General features: G+C 57.6%; 19 protein-coding genes and 1 riboswitch. Of the genes, 6 read left to right on the top strand and 13 right to left on the bottom strand.

The window, feature by feature from the left end:
- Positions 1 to 7 precede the first annotated feature (7 nt).
- The 4 genes from polB to araB form a co-directional block, all read right to left on the bottom strand.
- Positions 8 to 2,365 carry a DNA polymerase II gene (gene polB / locus IM304_RS05995; RefSeq protein WP_193354749.1) on the bottom strand — a complete coding sequence of 786 codons (2,358 nt, stop codon included), beginning with the start codon at positions 2,363 to 2,365 and terminating at the stop codon, positions 8 to 10.
- Positions 2,366 to 2,438: 73 nt separating this feature from the next.
- Positions 2,439 to 3,134, bottom strand: a complete 696-nt coding sequence (gene araD, locus IM304_RS05990) for an L-ribulose-5-phosphate 4-epimerase (RefSeq protein WP_148420058.1) — start codon at positions 3,132 to 3,134, stop codon at positions 2,439 to 2,441.
- Positions 3,135 to 3,181: 47 nt separating this feature from the next.
- Positions 3,182 to 4,684, bottom strand: a complete 1,503-nt coding sequence (araA, locus tag IM304_RS05985; protein WP_193354890.1) for an L-arabinose isomerase — start codon at positions 4,682 to 4,684, stop codon at positions 3,182 to 3,184.
- A 10-nt stretch (positions 4,685 to 4,694) separates the two neighbouring features.
- On the bottom strand, positions 4,695 to 6,404 hold the full coding sequence (gene araB, locus IM304_RS05980) for a ribulokinase (protein WP_193354748.1): 1,710 nt from the start codon (positions 6,402 to 6,404) through the stop codon (positions 4,695 to 4,697).
- A gap of 337 nt (positions 6,405 to 6,741) precedes the next feature.
- On the opposite strand from araB, the gene araC reads away from it, so the two are divergent.
- Both araC and IM304_RS05970 read left to right on the top strand, forming a co-directional pair.
- Positions 6,742 to 7,587 (top strand): arabinose operon transcriptional regulator AraC, encoded by an 846-nt coding sequence (araC, locus tag IM304_RS05975; RefSeq protein WP_176608722.1) that lies wholly within the window; start codon positions 6,742 to 6,744, stop codon positions 7,585 to 7,587.
- 128 nt (positions 7,588 to 7,715) lie between these two features.
- Positions 7,716 to 8,483 carry a DedA family protein gene (locus tag IM304_RS05970; RefSeq protein ID WP_193354747.1) on the top strand — a complete coding sequence of 256 codons (768 nt, stop codon included), beginning with the start codon at positions 7,716 to 7,718 and terminating at the stop codon, positions 8,481 to 8,483.
- Positions 8,484 to 8,514: 31 nt separating this feature from the next.
- On the opposite strand, the gene thiQ is transcribed toward IM304_RS05970, so the two are convergent.
- The 4 genes from thiQ to sgrR all read right to left on the bottom strand — a co-directional run bounded on the left by thiQ (position 8,515) and on the right by sgrR (position 13,593).
- Positions 8,515 to 9,216 (bottom strand): thiamine ABC transporter ATP-binding protein ThiQ, encoded by a 702-nt coding sequence (gene thiQ / locus IM304_RS05965; RefSeq protein WP_193354746.1) that lies wholly within the window; start codon positions 9,214 to 9,216, stop codon positions 8,515 to 8,517.
- Positions 9,200 to 10,810 (bottom strand): thiamine/thiamine pyrophosphate ABC transporter permease ThiP, encoded by a 1,611-nt coding sequence (gene thiP / locus IM304_RS05960; protein WP_193354745.1) that lies wholly within the window; start codon positions 10,808 to 10,810, stop codon positions 9,200 to 9,202. The genes thiQ and thiP overlap by 17 nt, the downstream gene beginning before the upstream one ends.
- Positions 10,786 to 11,769, bottom strand: a complete 984-nt coding sequence (thiB, locus tag IM304_RS05955; protein ID WP_193354744.1) for a thiamine ABC transporter substrate binding subunit — start codon at positions 11,767 to 11,769, stop codon at positions 10,786 to 10,788. The genes thiP and thiB overlap by 25 nt, the downstream gene beginning before the upstream one ends.
- A gap of 31 nt (positions 11,770 to 11,800) precedes the next feature.
- Positions 11,801 to 11,901: riboswitch (TPP riboswitch) on the bottom strand.
- A gap of 36 nt (positions 11,902 to 11,937) precedes the next feature.
- A complete protein-coding gene (gene sgrR, locus IM304_RS05950) occupies positions 11,938 to 13,593 on the bottom strand; it encodes an HTH-type transcriptional regulator SgrR (RefSeq protein WP_148420065.1) in 1,656 nt (551 codons plus the stop codon).
- Between the two features lie 88 nt (positions 13,594 to 13,681).
- Here sgrR and sgrT point away from each other — a divergent pair, with 88 nt between their 5' ends.
- The 3 genes from sgrT to IM304_RS05935 all read left to right on the top strand — a co-directional run bounded on the left by sgrT (position 13,682) and on the right by IM304_RS05935 (position 15,503).
- Complete coding sequence (gene sgrT, locus IM304_RS05945; protein ID WP_003856388.1) at positions 13,682 to 13,834, top strand: glucose uptake inhibitor SgrT; 153 nt, start codon at positions 13,682 to 13,684, stop codon at positions 13,832 to 13,834.
- Between the two features lie 120 nt (positions 13,835 to 13,954).
- Positions 13,955 to 15,133 (top strand): sugar efflux transporter, encoded by a 1,179-nt coding sequence (locus IM304_RS05940; protein WP_193354743.1) that lies wholly within the window; start codon positions 13,955 to 13,957, stop codon positions 15,131 to 15,133.
- Between the two features lie 217 nt (positions 15,134 to 15,350).
- A complete protein-coding gene (locus IM304_RS05935) occupies positions 15,351 to 15,503 on the top strand; it encodes a Hok/Gef family protein (protein ID WP_063867447.1) in 153 nt (50 codons plus the stop codon).
- A gap of 89 nt (positions 15,504 to 15,592) precedes the next feature.
- Here IM304_RS05935 and leuD read toward each other — a convergent pair whose 3' ends face one another.
- The 5 genes from leuD to leuL form a co-directional block, all read right to left on the bottom strand.
- The gene (leuD, locus tag IM304_RS05930) at positions 15,593 to 16,198 is read right to left on the bottom strand and encodes a 3-isopropylmalate dehydratase small subunit (protein ID WP_176608715.1); all 606 of its coding nucleotides are present in this window, start codon (positions 16,196 to 16,198) and stop codon (positions 15,593 to 15,595) included.
- Between the two features lie 10 nt (positions 16,199 to 16,208).
- Complete coding sequence (gene leuC / locus IM304_RS05925) at positions 16,209 to 17,609, bottom strand: 3-isopropylmalate dehydratase large subunit (RefSeq protein WP_148420067.1); 1,401 nt, start codon at positions 17,607 to 17,609, stop codon at positions 16,209 to 16,211.
- 2 nt (positions 17,610 to 17,611) lie between these two features.
- Positions 17,612 to 18,703 (bottom strand): 3-isopropylmalate dehydrogenase, encoded by a 1,092-nt coding sequence (gene leuB, locus IM304_RS05920; protein ID WP_176608713.1) that lies wholly within the window; start codon positions 18,701 to 18,703, stop codon positions 17,612 to 17,614.
- Complete coding sequence (gene leuA / locus IM304_RS05915) at positions 18,703 to 20,274, bottom strand: 2-isopropylmalate synthase (protein WP_193354742.1); 1,572 nt, start codon at positions 20,272 to 20,274, stop codon at positions 18,703 to 18,705. The genes leuB and leuA overlap by 1 nt, the downstream gene beginning before the upstream one ends.
- 91 nt (positions 20,275 to 20,365) lie before the next feature.
- Positions 20,366 to 20,452 (bottom strand): leu operon leader peptide, encoded by an 87-nt coding sequence (gene leuL, locus IM304_RS22415; protein ID WP_148420167.1) that lies wholly within the window; start codon positions 20,450 to 20,452, stop codon positions 20,366 to 20,368.
- A gap of 638 nt (positions 20,453 to 21,090) precedes the next feature.
- On the opposite strand from leuL, the gene leuO reads away from it, so the two are divergent.
- Complete coding sequence (gene leuO, locus IM304_RS05905) at positions 21,091 to 22,035, top strand: transcriptional regulator LeuO (RefSeq protein ID WP_193354740.1); 945 nt, start codon at positions 21,091 to 21,093, stop codon at positions 22,033 to 22,035.
- Positions 22,036 to 22,104 lie beyond the last annotated feature (69 nt).

The raw sequence follows: 22,104 nt of genomic DNA, 5'->3' as shown, positions 1-22,104 counted from the left end.
TCACGCGTCAAAATAGCCCCAGTTGTCCTGTCACTAGTGTAGCAAAGTCATCGTCGATGAACGGTAATATTCCCTCCGCAACCGGCTGAAGCTGGCGCGTCAGGTAGTGATCGTAATCGAGGGGAGACTGCTGGTAATCAACCGGTTCCGGACCGTTAATTGTCCAGACGTATTTGATGCTCCCCCGGTTCTGATACTGCGGTGCGCGGCCCCGACGAACGTTCTCTTCGTCCGCCAGCCGCGCGGCGCGCACGTGGGGCGGCACGTTACGCTGGTACTCCGCCAGCGGGCGGCGCAGGCGCTTGCGGTAGACCAGCCGATCGTCCAGCTCCCCCGCCATCAGGCTGGCGATGGTCTCGCGCACGTAATCCTGGTAAGGCTCGTTGCGGAATACCCGCAGGTAGAGCGACTGCTGGAACTGCTGCGCCAGCGGCGTCCAGTCGGTGCGCACCGTCTCCAGCCCCTTAAAGACCATCCGCTGCGTTTCGCCCTCCTGAATGAGCCCGGCGTAGCGCTTCTTGCTGCCCTGGTCGGTGCCGCGAATGGTGGGCATTAAAAAACGGGCGAAATGGGTTTCAAACTCCAGCTCTAACGCGCTGGTTAACCGCTCTTTTTGCAAATTTTCACGCCACCAGCCGTTCACGAAGGCGACCAGCTCGCGGCCGATTTGCGCGGCGTCGTCTTCCGAATGGGCGGCTTTCAGCCAGACAAAGGTGGAGTCGGTATCGCCGTAAATGACGTCATAGCCCCGGGACTCAATCAGCGCTTTGGTTTGACGCATGATGTCGTGCCCGCGCATGGTGATGGATGACGCCAGGCGAGGATCAAAGAAGCGGCAGGCGCTGGTTCCCAGCACGCCGTAAAAGGCGTTCATAATGATCTTCAGCGCCTGCGAGAGCGGCTTGTTGCCGTGGCGTTTTGCCTCGTCGCGGCCGTGCCAGATGTTTCCCACGATCTCTGGCAGGCAGTGTTTCTCGCGCGAAAAACGGGCGCCAAGAAAACCTTCGGTGCTGTGGGCGTCGTCTGGCTGCGCCATCCCCTCTACCAGCCCCACCGGGTCGATCAGGAACGTGCGGATAATGGACGGGTACAGGCTTTTATAGTCCAGCACCAGAACCGAGTCATACAGCCCGGGCCGTGAGTCCATCACGTAACCGCCGGGGCTGGCCTGCGGGGGGACGTCCCCGAGGTTGGGGGCGACGTAGCCCGCACGGTGCATTCGTGGAAAATAGAGGTGGCTAAAGGCCGCTACCGAGCCTCCGTGCCGGTCGACCGCCAGACCGTTCACCGTCGCGCGCTCCAGCAGGAACGGCATGATCTCGGTTTTGTGGAAAATCTGCGTTACCAGCTCGCAGTCCTTCAGGTTGTAGGTGGCGAGCGCTGGCTTATCCTCGTTAAAGCGCCGCTCGATCTCGTCCATCCGGTCCCAGGGGTTATCGATGGATTTACCTTCACCGAGCAGCTCCTGCGCCACCGCTTCCAGCGAGAAGGAGGAGAAGTTCCAGAAGGCGGATTTTAGCGCCTCGATGCCGTCAATTATCAGGCGGCCACTGGCCTGCGCAAAGAAAACGCCGTTTTTGAAACCGTGCTCACGCCACTCCAGCTCCGTGTTCCCGCGACCTAACGTCAGGGGAATGCGGTACCGCTCGGCATGCTTTTGCAGCACGCGCAGGTCAAACTGCACCACATTCCAGCCGATCAGCACGTCCGGGTCGTGCTCGGCAAACCACTGGTTAAGCTTCTCCAGCAGCTGTGGTCGGCTGGTAACGTATTCCAGATGAAAATCCAGCGCAGACGCGTCGCCGTTTGGCGGGCCGAGCATATAGACAACCCGCTGCCCGCAGCCCTCCAGGCCGATGCAGTACAGTTCACCGTGGCGGGTGGTTTCGATATCCAGCGAGACCCACTTCAGCGGCGGGCGATAGTGCGGGTTAGGTTTAAGGCGCGCGTTCACGAGACCACCGTTCTGCTCAGCGCCGTCCACCCAGACGGGGGCGGTAATAAACCGCTCCATCAGAAAACGTTCCGGCGGGCGGATGTCGGCTTCATAGAGCGTCACGCCCGCTTCGCGGAACAGTTTTTCATAGCGCATCAGCTGGCGATGGGCGCGACAGTAGAGGCCATAAACCGGCTGGCGGTGGAAGTCTTTCAGCTCAAGGGGAGTAAGGCGCCAGCCGTTTTCACCGTGCAGGAGCTGCTTTACTTTCTCGACGTGGTGTTCAGGGATAAACGCCACGGACTCCTGGGACGGCAGGGTAACGTGCAGCGGACCGTTATCCGTGGCCAGCCAGAACGCGACCTCGGTACCCTGAGGGGTGTCCTGCCAGTGTCGGGTCAGTAAAAAGCCTTCTTGCGCCTGTGCCACGCCGTTATCCCATAAAACAAACCAGGCCTGATTATAGCCTGGTTAACGTTTTTATGCTGGGTTTATATACAGTTTATTGCCCGTAATAGGCCTTCGCGCCGTGCTTGCGCAGGTAGTGTTTATCCAGCAGGGTCTGCTGCATATCCGGCAGCTGCGGCGCCAGCTGGCGACAGAAGATCCCCATATAGGCGACCTCTTCCAGCACAATCGCGTTATGTACCGCATCTTCCGCGTTTTTGCCCCAGGCAAACGGGCCGTGGGAGTGCACCAGCACGCCGGGCATTTGCGCCGCGTCGATACCCTGTTTTTCGAAGGTTTCGACAATCACGTTGCCGGTTTCCCATTCGTACTCACCGCCGATCTCCGCGTCGGTCATCAGCCGCGTGCACGGAATGGTGCCGTAAAAGTAGTCCGCGTGGGTGGTGCCGGTAGCCGGAATGGACTGGCCGGCCTGCGCCCAGATGGTGGCGTGACGCGAATGGGTATGCACGATGCCGCCGATGGTCGGGAATGACTGGTACAGCAGGCGATGCGTGGGCGTATCGGAGGAGGGCTTTTTGTTGCCTTCAACCACTTCGCCCGTTTCGATGCTGACCACCACCATATCTTCCGCGGTCATCACCGTGTAATCCACGCCCGAAGGCTTGATCACGAACACGCCTTTTTCGCGATCGACGGCGCTGACGTTCCCCCAGGTAAGCGTCACCAGGTTATGTTTTGGCAGCGCCAGGTTGGCTTCGAGAACCTGACGTTTAAGATCTTCTAGCATTGCTGTCTCCAGGCCCGGCAAGCGCTGCGCCGCCGGGCTCTCCGTACTTAACGTTTTGAACCGTAATAGACTTCGTTCCAGCGCAGCGCGTCCTTAAAGGCAGGCAGGCGGGTATCGTTATCGATAACGGTCAGCTCGATATCGTGCAGCTCGGCGAACTGACGCATGTCGTTAAGATCCAGCGCGTGGCTGAAGACGGTGTGGTGCGCGCCGCCCGCCACGATCCACGCTTCTGACGCGGTTGGCAGGTCAGGCTGTGCTTTCCACAGGGCGTTCGCGACCGGCAGTTTTGGCAGGGAGTGCGGGGTTTCAACCGCATCGACGCAGTTCACCAGCAGGCGGAAACGATCGCCGAGGTCGATCAGGCTGGCGTTGATGGCCGGGCCGGTACGGGTGTTGAAGATCAGACGAGCCGGGTCCGCCTTGCCGCCGATGCCGAGGTGCTGTACGTCGAGGATCGGCTTCTCTTCAACCGCGATGGAGGGGCACACTTCCAGCATGTGCGAGCCGAGCACCAGATCGTTACCGTTCTCGAAGTGGTAGGTATAGTCCTCCATAAAGGAGGTGCCGCCCTGCAGACCGGTCGACATCACCTTCATGATGCGAAGCAGAGCGGCAGTTTTCCAGTCGCCTTCGCCCGCAAAGCCGTAGCCCTGCTGCATCAGGCGTTGTACCGCCAGGCCCGGTAGCTGCTTCAGGCCGTGGAGATCTTCAAAGGTTGTGGTAAAGGCGTGGAAGCCGCCCTGTTCCAGGAAGCGCTTCATGCCCAGCTCAATGCGCGCCGCGTCCAGCACGTTCTGGCGCTTGTCGCCGTTGATTTGTGCCGCAGGCGTCAGGCGGTAGCTGCTTTCGTATTCGTCCACCAGCGCGTTCACGTCGCCATCGCTGATGTCATTCACCACCTGCACCAGGTCGCCCACCGCCCAGGTATTCACGGAGAAGCCGAACTTAATCTGCGCGGCCACTTTGTCGCCGTCGGTTACGGCAACTTCACGCATGTTGTCGCCGAAACGCACCACTTTAAGGTGACGGGTATCCTGCTTAGAGACCGCCTGACGCATCCACGCGCCGATACGCTGCTGCGCCTGACCGTCCTGCCAGTGGCCGGTCACGACGGCATGCTGCTGACGCATACGCGCGCCGATGAAGCCGAATTCGCGGCCGCCGTGCGCGGTCTGGTTCAGGTTCATGAAGTCCATGTCGATGCTGTCCCACGGCAGGGAGGCGTTGAACTGGGTGTGGAACTGCAGCAGCGGCTTGTTGAGGGTGGCCAGGCCGTTGATCCACATTTTGGCCGGTGAGAAGGTGTGAAGCCACACCACCAGACCGGCGCATTTGTTGTCGTAGTTGGCGTCACGGCAGATGTTGGTGATTTCATCCGGGGTGGTCCCCAGCGGCTTTAACACCAGTTTGCACGGCAGTTTGGCTTCGGCGTTCATGGCGTTAACCACGTGCTCCGCGTGTTTCGTCACCTGCTGTAGCGCTTCCGGTCCGTACAGATGCTGGCTGCCAATCACAAACCACACTTCATAATTATTAAAAATGGTCATCATCGTGTCCTTAATGGGTCAGGGTTGCCGTAGTGTCCGCGGTGCGTTTGGCCGGGGCGGCGACAGGGAGATAGTGAAGTTCGGCGCTTTTTGCCCATTGCTGGTAGCGCTGATAAAGCTGTTCGAAGCGTTGTGCCTGCCCGGCACGCGGCTGGAGCGTGGTTTCGACGGCGCTCGCCATATGCCGTTGCGCGGTCGGAATATCGGCATGAACGCCTGCGGCTACGGCCGCGAAAATCGCTGCGCCCAGCGCACAGCACTGATCGGAGGCCACAATCTGCAGCGGACGGTTGAGCACGTCGCAGCAGGCCTGCATGATCACCGGATTTTTACGGGCGATACCGCCCAGAGCCATCACGTTGTTCACGTCGATGCCCTGTTCGGTGAAGCACTCCATGATGGCGCGCGCCCCGAATGCGGTAGCTGCAATCAGGCCACCAAACAGCGCCGGCGCGTCGGTCGCCAGGTTGAGGTCGGTAATCACCCCTTTCAGACGCTGGTTCGCAAACGGCGTGCGGCGACCGTTAAACCAGTCCAGCACCACCGGCAGATGGTCGAGAGACGGATTTTTTGCCCAGGCCTCCGTGAGCTGCGGCAGAAGCTGTTTTTTGCTCTCGTCAATCTGGGTTTTCAGCTCGGGATGCGCCGCCGCCAGGCGATCCAGCGGCCAGCCGAGCACGCGGCCAAACCAGGCGTAGATGTCGCCGAAAGCGGACTGACCGGCTTCGAGGCCGATGAAGTCCGGCACCACGCTGCCGTCAACCTGGCCGCAGATGCCCTTCACCGCGCGGTCGCCAACGGTCGTTTTGTCCGCCGTCAGAATGTCGCATGTAGAGGTGCCGATCACTTTCACCAGCGTATTGGGCTGCGCACCCGCGCCCACGGCGCCCATGTGACAGTCAAACGCGCCGCCGGAGATCGCCACGTTTTGCGGCAGGCCGAGACGCTTTGCCCACTCTTCGCAGAGCGTGCCGACCGGAATATCGGCGGTGAAGGTGTCGGTAAACAGCGGATATGTCAGGTTCTTGTTGATAATCGGGTCGAGCTCGTCGAAGAACGCTGCCGGAGGCAGGCCGCCCCAGCTTTCATGCCACAGGGATTTATGCCCGGCGCTGCAGCGGCCGCGGCGGATATCCTGCGGGCGCGTGGTGCCGGAGAGCAGGGCCGGCACCCAGTCGCACAGCTCAATCCATGATGCCGCCGCCTGCGCAACCGAAGCGTCCGCGCGGGTAACGTGAAGGATCTTGGCCCAGAACCATTCGCTGGAGTAAATCCCACCGATGTAGCGGGAGTAGTCGGTGTGGCCTGGCTGATGGCACAGGCGGGTGATGGCTTCCGCCTCTTCCACGGCGGTATGGTCTTTCCACAGCACGAACATGGCGTTCGGGTTGTCGGCAAACTCCGGGCGCAGCGCCAGCACGCGGCCTTCGGCATCAACCGGGGCCGGCGTTGAACCGGTGCTGTCGACGCCAATCCCCACCACGTCGGCCCGCTGGGCATCCGTCAGTTCAGCTAGCACGGCTTTCATCGCCGCTTCCATAGATTCAATGTAATCACGCGGGTGGTGGCGGAACTGGTTATTCGGCGCATCGCAGTAGCGCCCCTCTTGCCAGCGCGGGTACCACTCAACGCTGGTTGCTATCTCCTGGCCAGTCGTACAGTCCACTGCCAGCGCGCGAACCGAGTCGCTGCCAAAATCGAGGCCAATTGCAATTGCCATGGTGTTGCTCCATCCAGAAAACAGGTATGGAAGAACATTAGAGACTGGGGACAAAAATCGTCAGGCAGGATCCGCTAATCTTATGGATAAAATTGCTGTAGCAACGGAAAGTGTGACGCCGTGCAAATATTCAATGTGGACATTTCTGCCGTACTTATAGACACTTTTGTTACTGCTTATCTGCCCCTGTCGGCAGATAAATCAGGGGAAAAGGCTGAAACATGGCGGACGTAAAAGAAGCGTGATGCTTTTTGGATCTTTTCGCGGCCCCTTTTTATACTGCTTTTAACGATATGGACAATTGGTTTCCTTCAGGACCCTTGGGAGAACTGAATCTATGGCCGAACCGCAAAACGATCCCTTACTGCCGGGCTACTCATTTAACGCCCATCTGGTGGCGGGGCTGACGCCAATTGAGGCCGAGGGTTATCTCGATTTTTACGTCGATCGACCGCTCGGCATGAAAGGGTATATTTTGAACCTTACCGTACGCGGGGAGGGGGTGATCAAAAACGGCGATCGGCAATTCGTCTGCCGTCCCGGCGATATGCTGCTGTTCCCGCCTGGGGAGATCCACCACTACGGCCGACACCCGGACGCCAAAGAGTGGTATCACCAGTGGGTCTATTTCCGTCCGCGCGCCTACTGGCAGGAGTGGCTGTCGTGGCCGGCCATTTTCGCCCATACCGGCTTTTATCGTCCGGATGAAGCGCATCTGGCACAGTTCCGTGAACTTTTCGCGCAGATTATAGAGGCGGGGCAGGCGGGCGGGCGCTATGCCGAACTGCTGGCCATTAACCTGCTGGAGCAGGTGCTGCTGCGGCGCATGGAGGCCATCAACGAGTCGCTTAACCCGCCGCTGGACAACCGCGTGCGTGACGCCTGTCAGTACATCAGCGATCACCTGGCCGACAGCCAGTTTGATATCGCCAGCGTCGCCCAGCACGTCTGCCTGTCGCCGTCACGCCTGTCGCATCTGTTTCGCCAGCAGCTTGGCGTCAGCGTGCTGAGCTGGCGTGAGGATCAGCGCATCAGCCAGGCGAAACTGCTGCTCAGCACTACCCGAATGCCTATTGCTACCGTTGGGCGCAACGTGGGCTTTGAAGATCAGCTCTATTTTTCCCGCGTATTTAAAAAATGCACCGGCGCCAGCCCCAGTGAATTTCGCGCTGGATGTGAATAATCGGTAAAAAAAGCTAAACATACAGGTGAACTCAGAAAGCACCCTGTAAACTATTCAGACAATTGTTGCCTTGACGCGGTGCAGGGCGCTAAGCAGAATCGCTGATTCGTTTTCTGACCGGAATAGTTATGCAGGCATTGCTGGAACATTTTATTACCCAGTCCGTTATGTATTCGCTCATCGCGGTGGCGCTGGTGGCGTTTCTCGAATCGCTGGCGCTGGTCGGGCTGATCCTGCCCGGCACCGTACTGATGGCGGGACTTGGAGCGCTGATTGGCAGCGGTGAGGTCAATTTCTGGCAGGCGTGGCTGGCCGGTACGATCGGCTGTTTTCTGGGGGACTGGATCTCCTTCTGGCTGGGCTGGCGCTTTAAGAAGCCGCTCCACCGCTGGTCGTTTTTGAAAAAACACAAAGCGCTGCTGGATAAGACCGAGCACGCCCTGCACCAGCACAGCGTGTTTACTATCCTCGTGGGGCGTTTTGTCGGGCCAACGCGTCCGCTGGTGCCGATGGTTGCCGGCATGCTGGATCTGCCCGTCGCGAAATTCGTGGTGCCGAACATCATCGGCTGCGTCTTCTGGCCGCCGTTCTACTTCCTGCCGGGGATCCTCGCGGGCGCGGCCATTGATATTCCTGACGGTATGCAAAGCGGTGAGTTTAAGTGGCTGCTGCTGGCAACGGCGGTGCTGCTCTGGCTGGCGGCCTGGCTCTGCTGGCGGCTGTGGCGCAGCGCAAAAGCCAGCGTCGATCGCCTGACGCGCTATCTCCCGCGCGCTCGCCTGATGTGGCTGGCGCCGCTGACGCTGGGCGTTGCGGTGGTGGCGCTGGTGGTATTGATTCGCCATCCGCTGATGCCGGTGTACGGCGAGATCCTGTTGAAGGTGGTGAGCCGTTAGCGTGTTTTCCCTCTCCCACGGGGAGAGGGTATCAGACCGCAGAAATGCCCAGCAGTGAAGACGCCCCAGCCTTCCCGCTAAGAAGCTCTTCCGTTTTGCCATCCCAGAGTATTCGCCCCTCCGCGATCACCACCGATCGCGGCGCGATGCGCGCGGCATCCTCAATGCTGTGCGAGACCATCAGCATCGCGATCTGCTGGCGCTGGCAAACCTCCTCCACCAGCGAGAGCATCTCCTGGCGCAGGGCCGGGTCGAGCGCAGAGAAAGGTTCGTCGAGCAGCAGCAGCGGCCGTTCGCGCACCAGGCAACGCGCCAGCGCCACCCGCTGGCGCTGGCCGCCGGAGAGTTCGCCGGGCAGCCTGTCGACAAGCGCGGACAGGCCCATTTGTTCAGCGATTGCTCCCAGCTTCTGCCGCTGCGCGGTATTGAGCTTCAGCCCCGGATCCATCCCCAGCGCGATGTTCTGCCACACCGTGAGGTGATTGAACAGGTTGTTTTCCTGAAACAGCATCGACACCGGACGTTTAGCCGGAGGGGCGTGGGTAAAATCACGATTATCGATCGCTATCGATCCGCTGGCAGGCTGCAAGAAACCGGCAATTAAATTGAGCAGGGTACTTTTTCCGGCGCCGCTTGGGCCAAGCACCGCAATTCGCTCACCCTGGCGAACGGAGAGGGTAAAGCGCATAGGCAGGTGCTCGTAAAGCCAGGTTACATCAGTCAGTTTTAGCATCACGCCCCGGAAGTTTTTCGATAACGGTAAATAAGGCAAAGCACAGGATCAGCAGCAGCAGCGCCGTGACGGCACCGTCCTGGCTGCGGTAAGAGCCAATTTGCTGATAAAGCCAGAACGGCAGCGTGCGGAAATCTTCGTTGCCAAAGAGGGCCACTGCGCCAAAATCGCCAATCGACAGCACGCAGGCGAAGGCCAGCGCCTGGGCGAGCGGGCGCTTCAGGGCGCGTAGCTCGACCACCTTCAAACGCCGCCAGCCCGCTATCCCAAGGGACTGACACAGGACGCTATACCGGCTGTTCACATCCCGCATCGGGTTTTCCAGTACCTTAAGCGCATATGGGATAGCCATGAGGGCGTTGGTAAAGATAACGATCCCGTCGGCGCTTTCCGGCAGGCCGATGGTGCTGTTAAACAGTAAAAAGAAACCGGTCGCCAGCACGATGCCGGGCATTGCCAGAATCAGCATGCCCGTCAGCTCCAGCGCGTGTCCGGCCTTGCGGGCGTGGCGCGCATAAAGCTCGCGGCTGCTCCAGAGCAGCATCATGGTCAGGAGCACGCAGACCAGCCCGGCTGCCAGCGCGATGCGCAACGAGGTCCACGTAGCCTGCCACAGGACAGGCTGTTGCAATACCGACAGCACATTGCTATTCAGCCCATCAGCGATGACGGCCAGCAGCGGCGGGAGCAGAAGCAGGAGGGCCAGTGCGATCAGCATTACATCCGTGAGGCGGCTGTGCAGGCTGTCCTGCGGATCGCGCCAGCCGGTAATGTTATTGCTTCCTGCGGGGATCGCTTTGCTCAGACGCTGGCTCAATAACACCAGCGCCAGACAGCAAATCATCTGTACGAGGGCCAGCAGCGCGGCGCGGCCAGGATCGTAGTCGTAACTTAACGCCTGATAGATAGCCAGCTCAATCGTGGTGGCCTGCGGCCCGCCGCCGAGAGAGAGCACGGTCGCAAAGCTGGCGAAGCAGAGCATAAAGATCAGCGCGGCAACCGGGGCAATCTGGCGTCGAAGCCAGGGCCATTCGACAAAGCGGAAGAACGACCAGCCGCGCATGCCGAGCTGGGCGGCAATCTGGCGCTGCTCGCCGGGAATGTTTTCCAGGGCCTGCAAAAAGAGGCGCGTTGCCATCGGCATGTTGAAGAAAACGTGCGCCAGCAGAATACCCTGCAGCCCGTAGGGAGAGAAGGTCCACTCCAGGCCAAGCAGGCTGAACAGGGATGCCAGCCAGCCCTGCCTGCCGTAAACGCTCAGGATGCCAAACACCGCGACCAGCACGGGAAGGATCAGCGTCATGGCGCACAGGCGCAGCAGGGCCTGCCTGCCGGGAAAACGCCGCCGATACAGGGCGCGCGCGAGAAAAATTGCCGGGATCGTCGACAGCAGCGCGGAGAGAAACGCCTGCCAGAAGGAGAAGCGGATAACGTGCCAGAGATAGCCGTCGTGCCAGAGCGCGAGCAGATCGCTCTCCGGCGCGTTAAACCACAGCGCAAGGAATGCGCCCAGGCTGACCGCCACCATCAGCATGGCGGCGAGCAGCCCCGGGAGTAACCAGCCGGGGATCAGCGGCTGACGGCGCGTTGCCATTCACTTATCCATGCGGCGCGCTGGGCAGCAACCTGCTGCGGCGTAAACTCCAGCGAGGTTTGCGGTTTGCTCAGCTGCTCAAAGCCCGGCGGCAGCGCAACGTCAGTCACCGGGTACATCCAGTTGCCTGTCGGAATGGCGTTCTGGAATGCCGGTGAAACCATAAATTTCAGGAATTTTTCGGCCAGCTCCGGCTGTTTGCTGGCGGCGGTGCGCGCCGCCACTTCCACCTGCAGATAATGCCCTTCAGCAAAGTTCGCGGCAGCGTAATTGTCTTTCTTCTCGGCAATAATGTGGTAGGCCGGGGAGGTGGTGTAGCTCAGTACAAGATCGCTTTCCCCTTTCAGGAACAGGCCGTAGGCCTCGCTCCAGCCTTTGGTGACGGTCACGGTTTTGGCGGCCAGCTTCTGCCACGCTTCTGCGGTTTTATCCCCGTAGACCTTTTGCATCCACAGCAGCAGGCCAAGGCCCGGAGTGCTGGTACGCGGATCTTCATAAATTACGCGCCATTTCTGGTCGCTTTCGACCAGCTCTTTCAGGCTTTTCGGCGGGTTTTTCAGCTTGTTTTTGTCGTAGACGAAAGCAAAGTAGCCGTAATCAAAGGGAACGAAGGTGTCGTTTTTCCAGCCGCCAGGCACCTTAACGGCCTCTGCCGCAACGCCGCTTTTAGCAAACAATCGGGTTTGCGTGGCGGCTTCCAGCAGGTTGTTATCCAGCCCGAGCACCACGTCGGCTTTGCTGTTTTTCCCTTCCATGCGCAGACGGTTAAGCAGCGACACGCCATCTTCCAGCGCCACGAACTTCAGCTCGCAGCCGCAGTCGGCCTCAAAGGCTTTTTTAACCGCCGGGCCGGGGCCCCAGTCGGCGGAGAAAGAGTCATAGGTGTAAACCGTGAGCACGGGCTTGGCAAAAACAGGCAGCGCAAACAGCGCCAGCAGAGGAAGAACGTTTTTTAACACTTTGCACCTCAGGGTTGAGTGGCAAAGGATTTTGAGAGACAGCCTCAAATCCCTTCGCCGGCGTTATCCGGATCAGGTTCGACGGGTATTATCTCAGCGCACATCAGTGATGCAGCACCCCGTTGAGAACGGCGCTATTGTAATGATTTGGTGAATATTACGAAAGCGTTATGGCTCCGGCGGCGCAAACCAGGCGGATTTAAAATCAAACCAGCCCAGGGTATTCATCCGCAGGCCGCGCATGCTGCGCTGCCCCTGGATCAGCAGCCAGTGGTGGATCAGCGGTACGATCGTCTGCCCGGCCAGCAGCTCCTGACACCAGGCGGCCAGATCCATTTCTCCTGCCCGCCACCGCGCGGCGTCCTGCTGCCAGTCCCGGTTGATGCAGTGCTGAATGAGCGGCACTTCATACAGGTGAGAAAAGAGTGAGAAATCAAGCGGCAGCGTGAAGTTTGCGCTGTTAAGCCAGATATCGCTGACGACGTCACCGCGGTGCCATTCATCATAGTCCACTTCCTGTATCGCCAGCGTCACGCCCTCGGCCGCCAGCAGCTTACTCATGATCCTTGCGATAAACCGGTGCTCAATGTGATCGCGGTAGTAGCTGAGGGTGATAGTCTCAAGCCCGGCAGGTTTTTCACTGCGCACCGGCTGAGCATGGTGCCAGCGCGGGAGCAGGCCATAGGCCGGGAACCACCACGTCTGGTATTGCTCCTCTGCATGATAAATCAGGTTAGCAGGGGCAAGAATATGGCTGATCCACTTGCGAACGTCGTGGTTTGCGCCGCGATGGCTGCGGCTATCAAAGAGCAGGTAATAACACCCCTCTTCCAGGCGACTTTCGAAAGCCTTTTCGCTTGTTGTTGGCCCTTCCAGCGTCAGGCCTGCGCTCAGCTCCTCGTTAAGATCAGGTAATACCCAGACGTTAACTTCGTCGATCAGCGCCCGATAGCCAAAATAGTCATCAAAGGCGCGGATCTTGAGCTGATTATTGTTATTGCGCGAAACGGAGTAGGGGCCCGTACCAATCGGCAGGCTGGCAAAATTGTTGAGCGATCCCCACTCGCCGGGCAGGATCATCGAGGGCACATAGCCCAGCAGCCACGGAAGCCATTTGTCCGGCTGCGACAGCTCAATGTCCAGCGTCCAGGCCGTCGGGGAGTGGATCCGCGCGATATGCGAATAGAGCGGGAGCGTGCGGGCTCGCTCCAGGGAGCCGATGACGTCACGCATCTCCAGCTCGCGTCCGTGGTGGAAGTGGATCCCGGGGCGTAAAAAGAAGCGCCAGTGCAGCGGGGACAGCTGCTGCCAGTGGTGGGCAATATCCGCTTCCAGTTCCCCATTTTCCTCATTTATTTTCGTCAGGCCGCTGAATATCTGCCGGGCCATGTGGGTTTCAGAGCGGCGCAGCGCCGTGCCGGGCAGCAGATTTTTCATCGGACGGTAGTAGAGCACCCGCAGAATATGGCGCCCCTGGCGAAAGCTGCGCCCAAGATGCGAGACCAGCATCTGGCGCACGGCGGCCTTGTCGCCCACCAGCTGTACCAGCTGATCGATGCGGTCCTGCTCCAGCAGATCCTCCGCCCGCTGTTGCTGCAGCGCCAGCCCGGTATAGAGGAAGGTAAGGCGTGAACGCTTGCCGCGACCGGCCTCGGCCTCCCAGTTAAGCCAGCCCTGCTGCTGCATGGTATTAAGCAGCGTACGCATGTGGCGGCGAGAGCAGTTGAGGAGTTCTGCCAGCTCGTTCAGCGTGGTCTCCTGCGATTGCCCCTCGCAGCACTGCCACAGGCGGATAAATTGTTGTTGCAGACGACCAGACGGCATAAAAGGGGAACTCCTGACAAAAAATCAGCAATTTATTAATCCCTATATTAAGCCAATAATTCTTCCCGATGAAGCGAGGAGGTAAATTATGAAGAGGTCTACCGCACGTCAGTTTTATCAGCACTATTTTTCAGCGACAAAAGGAGTGTCCTGGCTGGCCCGCCAGTGCGCAGAGCAGCGGCTGAGAATACTGGAAGATCTGATGCAGTGGGACGTTACGAAACCGACCTCTTCTCGCTAACTCGCCTCGATCATGTGTGACTGAGTATTGGTGCTAATCACCCGCCAGCAAAATGTTTTTGCTGGCTTTTTTCGTTTACTATTTCACCCAATTTCGATTCGCTTTCATAAGGATTTGCGCATGCTCTGGTTGATGACGATGGGGCGACGCCTGAACGGCGTGTATGCCGCTTTTATGCTGGTGGCCTTCATGATGGGCGTAGCCGGCGCGCTTCAGGCACCGACGCTGAGCCTGTTTCTCAGCCGTGAGGTGGGCGCGCAGCCGTTTTGGGTCGGCCTGTTTTATACCGTCAACGCTATCGCCGGGATCCTGGTCAGCCTGTGGCTGGCGAAACGATCCGACAGCCGGGGCGATCGCCGCAAATTGATCCTCTTTTGCTGCACCATGGCCGTGGGCAACGCGCTGCTCTTTGCCTTCAACCGCCATTACCTGACGCTAATTACCTGCGGCGTACTGCTTGCCTCGCTGGCCAACACCGCCATGCCGCAGCTGTTCGCGCTGGCCCGGGAATATGCCGATAACTCGGCGCGTGAAGTGGTGATGTTCAGCTCGGTGATGCGTGCCCAGCTCTCCCTCGCCTGGGTTATCGGCCCGCCGCTGGCGTTCATGCTGGCGCTAAACTATGGCTTCACCGCCATGTTTTCCATCGCGGCGGGGATTTTTGCCGTTAGCCTGGCGCTGATTGCTTTTGCGCTGCCGTCTGTTGCCCGGGTTGAGCAAACGACGGATAAACCGTTAACCCAGGTGAGCGGCTGGCAGGATAAAAACGTCCGCATGCTGTTTATTGCTTCCACGCTGATGTGGACCTGCAACACCATGTATATCATCGATATGCCGCTGTGGATCAGTAGCGTTCTGGGCCTGCCGGACAAGCTCGCCGGGATCTTAATGGGGACCGCCGCCGGGCTGGAAATCCCGGCGATGATTCTGGCGGGGTATTACGTTAAGCGTTTCGGAAAGCGCCGGATGATGATTGTCGCCGTGGCGGCCGGCGTGCTGTTCTACGCGGGGCTACTCCTTTTCCATTCCCGTGAGGCGTTACTGGCGCTTCAGCTGTTTAACGCCGTTTTCATCGGGATTGTCGCCGGGATCGGCATGCTCTGGTTCCAGGATTTAATGCCCGGCCGTGCGGGCTCTGCGACCACGCTTTTTACCAACAGCATCTCGACGGGCGTCATTCTTGCGGGTGTGATTCAGGGCGCGCTGGCGCAAAGCTATGGCCACGCCTCGGTTTACTGGATGATTGCGGCGATATCCGTCGTCACGCTGGCCCTGACGTGCAGGGTGAAAGACGTCTGATTCTGGAAGGCTGCTTCACGAAATGAAATGACTTTCTGACAGGTGCGGCGAAGGAGCATAGAGTGCGTGACGGGTGCCTGAGGCTGTTTGCCTCAGGCTTTCGCAAGAGGCAAACAGTGGAGAGTCCCACATCAAAAAAACTGATGGGGAGACCAACTTCACAACCATCATTGCGAGGTTAGTCTCTTCATTGCCGAAAAGCAATAAGGAGGCTGGAATGCCAAAACGTACTCTGCTGTTAGGTTTGTTTCTGATCTGTTCAACGCTGTTGATCTTCACCTGGATGGTACGCGACTCGCTGTGTGAGCTGCATTTCAGACAGGAGAAAACGGAGCTGGCGGCAGTGTTGGCTTACGAAGCAAAACGTTAGCGGTATTGGCGGGGTTTTCCCCGCCTCTTCAGCGTGGTTACGCCTCAACGCACCCTTATCAATGGCCCGCATGCTGCGGGCCATTGCCTTTAGCCCATAAACGCAGGCTGTTGCTTCTCGTAGGCGGAGATAGCGTCTTCGTGCTGCAGCGTCAGGCCAATGCTGTCCAGACCGTTCAGCATACAGTGGCGACGGAAAGCGTCAATGCTGAAGCTGTAGGTCTTTTCACCTGCTTTTACCACTTCCGCTTCCAGATCCACTTCAAACGCCATGCCCGGATTCGCCTGCACCAGCGCAAACAGCTCATCCACCTGTTCGTCGCTCAGCGTCACCGGCAGCAGCTGGTTGTTGAAGCTGTTGCCGTAGAAGATATCCGCAAAGCTCGGGGCGATTACCACCTTAAAGCCGTAGTCGGTCAGTGCCCATGGCGCATGCTCACGGGATGAACCGCAGCCAAAGTTTTCCCGCGCCAGCAGAATGGATGCGCCTTCGTATTCCGGGAAGTTCAGGACGAACTCGGGGTTGGGCACTTCGCCCTTATCGTCGAGGAAACGCCAGTCGTTGAACAGGTGCGCACCAAAGCCCGTGCGGGTCACTTTCTGCAAAAACTGTTTAGGAATGATGGCGTCAGTATCGACGTTTGCGGCGTCCAGTGGGACAACCCGGCCCGTATGTTGGGTAAATTTCTCTGCCATGATTGTCTCCTTATTTCAGGCTGCGAATATCGGCGAAATGGCCGGTGACAGCCGCAGCGGCGGCCATAGCCGGGCTGACCAGATGGGTACGTCCACCGCGGCCCTGGCGGCCCTCAAAGTTACGGTTGCTGGTAGAAGCGCAGCGCTCGCCCGGATTCAGGCGGTCGTTGTTCATCGCCAGACACATGGAGCAGCCCGGCAAGCGCCACTCGAAGCCCGCTTCAATAAAGATCTTATCCAGGCCTTCTGCTTCCGCCTGAGCTTTCACCGGGCCGGAACCCGGCACTACCAGCGCCTGCACGCCCGGGGCCACTTTGCGACCTTTGGCAATCTCTGCCGCCGCGCGTAAATCTTCGATACGGGAGTTGGTGCAGGAACCGATGAACACTTTATCAATGTTTACGTCGGTCAGCGGCACGCCTGGCTTCAGCCCCATATAGGCCAGCGCTTTTTCCGCACTGGCGCGTTCGACCGGATCGGCGAAGGACGCCGGATCGGGAATGCTGTCGTTGACGGAGATCACCTGGCCCGGGTTAGTGCCCCAGGTTACCTGCGGCGCGATGTCTTCCGCCTGCAGCGTCACCACGGTATCGAAGGTGGCGCCGTCGTCCGTTTTCAGGGTTTTCCAGTACTCAACGGCATCCACAAAATCTCGATCTTTAGGGGCATGCAAACGACCCTTCACATAGCTGAAGGTGGTTTCATCTGGCGCAACCAGGCCCGCTTTGGCGCCCATTTCAATGGCCATGTTGCACAGGGTCATACGACCCTCCATGCTCAGCGCCCGGATAGCGTCACCGCAAAATTCCACAACGTGCCCGGTGCCGCCTGCGCTGCCGGTTTTGCCGATAATCGCCAGCACGATATCTTTCGCGGTAATGCCCGGCGCGGCCTTGCCTTTCACCTCAATCTTCATGGTTTTTGCACGGCCCTGTTTCAGGGTCTGCGTCGCCAGAACGTGTTCAACTTCAGAGGTACCAATCCCGAACGCCAGGGCACCAAACGCGCCGTGCGTCGCGGTATGAGAGTCGCCGCAGACGATGGTCATGCCCGGCAGGGTAATGCCCTGCTCAGGGCCCATAACGTGGACGATACCCTGATACGGGTGGTTTAAATCGTACAGCTCAACGCCAAACTCGTTGCAGTTCTTGATCAGTTCCTGCATCTGGATGCGCGCCATTTCGCCGGACGCGTTGATGTCTTTGGTCTGAGTGGAGACGTTGTGGTCCATCGTGGCGAAGGTTTTACCCGGCTGGCGAACCGGGCGCTTGTGCGCGCGCAGTCCGTCGAAGGCCTGAGGTGAGGTCACTTCGTGCACCAGATGACGGTCAATGTACAGCAGCGGGGTTTCGTTTGGCGCCTCGTAGACAACGTGCGCATCAAACAACTTTTCATATAACGTCTTAGCCATGGTTACACCCCTTCAGCGACATAGCGGGCAATGATGTCGCCCATTTCATCAGTACTGACTGCCGCCGCACCGCGTGCTAAATCACCGGTACGGACGCCTTCTTCTAACGCACGGTTGATGGCGTTTTCTATTGCGGCAGCTGCATCGCCTGCGTCCAGGCTGTAGCGCAGCAGCAGGGCCAGAGACAAAATTTGCGCAATCGGGTTGGCAATGTTTTTACCTGCGATATCCGGCGCGGAGCCGCCCGCCGGTTCGTACAGGCCAAAGCCTTCGTCATTCAGGCTGGCCGACGGCAGCATGCCCATTGAGCCGGTGATCATCGCGCACTCGTCAGACAAAATATCGCCGAACAGGTTGGAGCAGAGCAGCACGTCAAACTGAGACGGATCCTTAATCAGCTGCATCGTCGCGTTGTCGATGTACATGTGCGATACCTCGACGTCCGGGTACTGCTTCGCGACTTCGCTGACGATCTCGCGCCACAAAATAGACGACTGGAGCACGTTCGCTTTATCGATGGACGTCACTTTACGGCGGCGCTTGCGCGCAGACTCAAAAGCGATGTGGGCGATACGTTCAATTTCGAAGCGGTGATAGACCTCGGTATCAAACGCTTTTTCATGCTGGCCGCTGCCTTCGCGACCTTTAGGCTGGCCGAAATAGATGCCGCCGGTCAGCTCACGCACGCAAAGAATGTCGAAGCCGTTGGCCGCGATGTCCGCACGCAGCGGGCAAAACTCTTCCAGCCCCTGATACAGCTTAGCCGGGCGCAGGTTGCTGAACAGTTTAAAATGTTTACGCAGGGGCAGCAGCGCGCCGCGCTCCGGCTGTTCTGCCGGCGGCAGGTGTTCCCACTTTGGCCCGCCCACGGAGCCAAACAGCACGGCATCGGCATTTTCGCAGCCCTCCACGGTCGCTTTTGGCAGCGGCGTACCGTGGTTATCAATCGCAATACCGCCCACGTCGTAGTGGCTGGTGGTGATTTTCATCGCAAAACGCGAACGAACGGCTTCCAGAACTTTCAGCGCCTGTGCCATCACTTCCGGGCCAATACCGTCACCCGGCAACACAGCAATATGGTAATTCTTCGACATCACACGGTTTCCTTGTTGTTCTCTTTATTCTGAGCTTTGCGTTGCAACTCTTTTTCCACTTCAGCGGCGCGCCAGATGTTGTTCAGGACATGCACCATCGCTTTGGCGGAGGATTCGACGATATCCGTTGCCAGACCCACGCCGTGGAAGCGGCGGCCGCTGTAGTTAACGACGATATCAACCTGGCCCAGGGCGTTTTTACCGTGCCCTTTAGCCGTCAGATCGTATTTCACCAGCTCAACGTCGTACTCGGTAACGCGGTTAATCGCCTGATAGATGGCGTCCACAGGGCCGTTACCGTTGGCCGCTTCCGCTTTAACTTCATCGCCGCAGGCAAGCTTAACGGAGGCGGTTGCGATATCGCTGGAGCCTGACTGTACGGTGAAGTAATCCAGGCGGAAGTGCTCTGGCTCTTCCTGCTGTTTGTTGATGAACGCCAGCGCCTCAAGGTCGTAATCGAAGACCTGGCCTTTCTTGTCGGCCAGCTTCAGGAACGCGTCGTACAGCTGATCCATGTTGTAGTCGCTTTCCTGATAGCCCATCTCTTCCATACGGTGTTTTACCGCCGCGCGGCCGGAGCGTGAGGTCAGATTCAGCTGGACCTGGTTCAGGCCGATGGATTCCGGGGTCATGATTTCGTAGTTTTCACGGTTCTTCAGCACGCCGTCCTGGTGAATGCCGGACGAGTGCGCGAATGCGCCGGTGCCGACAATCGCCTTGTTAGCCGGAATCGGCATATTACAAATCTGGCTGACGGTCTGGCTGGTGCGCCAGATTTCGTGGTGATTAATGCGGGTGTGCACGTTCATGATGTCCTTGCGCACTTTAATCGCCATGATCACTTCTTCCAGCGAGCAGTTGCCCGCGCGCTCGCCGATACCGTTCATCGCACCTTCAACCTGGCGCGCACCGGCGTGAACGGCGGCGATGGCATTGCCTACCGCCAGGCCCAAATCATCATGGGTATGAACGGAGATGATGGCTTTATCGATATTCGGCACGCGGTCGTACAGGCCGGTAATGATCCTGGAGAACTCAAACGGCATGGTGTAGCCGACGGTGTCAGGAATGTTGATGGTTCTGGCACCCGCGTTAATAGCGGCTTCCACCACGCGCGCCAGATCTTCAATCGGCGTACGGCCAGCATCTTCACAGGAGAATTCGACGTCATCGGTGTAGTTGCGCGCGCGCTTGACCATGTACACCGCACGTTCAATCACTTCATCCAGCGTACTGCGTAACTTGGTCGCAATGTGCATGGGGGAGGTGGCGATAAACGTATGGATACGGAAAGCTTCAGCGACCTTCAGCGATTCCGCGGCCACGTCGATATCTTTCTCTACGCAGCGTGCCAGGCCGCACACGCGGCTGTTCTTGATGGTGCGGGCGATGGTCTGTACTGACTCAAAATCTCCCGGCGAAGAGACGGGAAAACCCACCTCCATCACGTCCACGCCCATACGTTCGAGGGCCAGCGCAATCTGCAATTTTTCTTTAACGCTCAGGCTCGCCTGTAATGCCTGTTCACCGTCACGTAAGGTAGTATCGAAAATAACGACTTGCTGGCTCATGGGTTTGGTCCTTGTCAGTCTTAGGGCGCCTTGCTACGAGCATAAAAAAACCCGCGCAGTGGCGCGGGTTTTTAGTGTTACTGGTGACGATTCAACGCTGAATTTCGCCCGCCAGTCTACCGCGCACAGTGAATGCGTTTAGTAGTAGTAGACCGGTGAAACGAAGGGTGCGAATCATGAATCGTGCTCCAGGTAAATGCGATATGCTTTTAGTGGTACTGGATACGGCGATCCATGTCAACCCCTGCCAGTAAAATCGGTCCAAACGGCGTGCCTGAGCCTCGGCAACACATTAGCTAATTGTGCTGGTTTTTACACGGAAGGCCGATTTAATTGTCTATTATTGGACTGGAGATTCATCTCTGGAATAATTTGAATATAATTGGTAGCAATTAAACATATTGTTTATGCCGGGATGATGTGAAATGAAATGTGTTTACTTTCATTGATTTATAAGTTTAGTGAATGGGTTTCGCGTATTTAGGTTAACGATAATGATAGAAATTTGTTAACAAAATAAGGGCGCCTTGTATTAATAGTTTAATAATGCTTAAGTCATTATTAACGAGGCAGGTGATTGTTTATTTGTCTGGTTTATGTTTTCATGCCTGCACTAAAGTTTTAGATATCATTTGATCCATTTTTTATCTCTTCATTAATGGGATGCACAATCTCATCTTTTGTCGGGAGACTCTTTATATTTTCCGAATTTTAAACAATTCTCTTTCGCTTGTTGTATCTGCATGGTAAATCATATTTTTCGAAGTTATTACTGTACTTTGGCAAAGGGAATTTAGCGTGACAGTGGAGTCAGAAATGCCAGAAAATAATATTAACCAACCTCAGTCTTATGATGGGGTTAAGCCTCAGTTACGCACGGTGGATCTTAACCTGTTGACTGTTTTTGATGCAGTTATGCAGGAACAGAATATTACGCGAGCAGCACAATCTCTGGGGATGTCTCAACCTGCCGTCAGTAATGCCGTAGCCCGTCTTAAAGTGATGTTTAACGACGAGTTATTTGTGCGTTACGGAAGAGGGATTCAGCCCACCGCGCGTGCCTTCCAGCTATTCGGCTCTATCCGCCAGGCGCTACAGTTGGTCCAAAATGAGCTGCCGGGATCGGGCTTTGAACCGCTGAGCAGCGAGCGTGTCTTCCACCTTTGCGTGTGCAGCCCGTTAGACAATTATTTGACGTCTGTTATATATAATAAAGTTGAAGAAATTGCGCCAAATATTCATCTCGTTTTTAAATCATCATTAAATCAAAACACCGAACATCAGCTTCGTTATCAGGAAACGGAGTTCGTTCTGGGGTATGAGGAGTTTCGACGTCCTGAATTTTCCTGCGTTCCTTTGTTCAAAGATGAAATGGTGCTGGTTGCCAGTAAAAAACATCCACGCATGAATTCACCGCTGCGTGAAAGTGATGTTTACAGCGAACAGCATGCCGTTGTTGCCCTCGACAGATATGCCTCATTCAGTCAGCCGTGGTATGACACGGCCGATAAGCAGGCGAGCGTGGCCTATCAGGGAATGGCGATGGTAAGCGTATTAAACGTGGTCTCGCAAACGCAGCTGGTCGCGATTGCCCCGCGCTGGCTTGCGGAAGAGTTCTCTGAATCGCTGAGCCTGCAAATTCTCCCTTTGCCGCTTAAGCTTAATAGCCGTACCTGTTACCTTTCATGGCACGAAGCCGCGGGCCGGGATAAGGGACACCAGTGGATGGAAGAGCTGCTGATTAGTATCTGTCGTCGATAACCCTGCGAGAATAAACCGCAAGAGGATGTGCGGTTTATTCTGTTGTTTTTCACGCTTACGATATTTTGT

Origin of the sequence: Enterobacter cloacae complex sp. P40C2, from assembly GCF_014930695.1 — a bacterium.
Taxonomy (GTDB): Bacteria; Pseudomonadota; Gammaproteobacteria; order Enterobacterales; family Enterobacteriaceae; genus Enterobacter; species Enterobacter pasteurii.
This window is presented reverse-complemented; position numbering and strand designations above follow the sequence as displayed.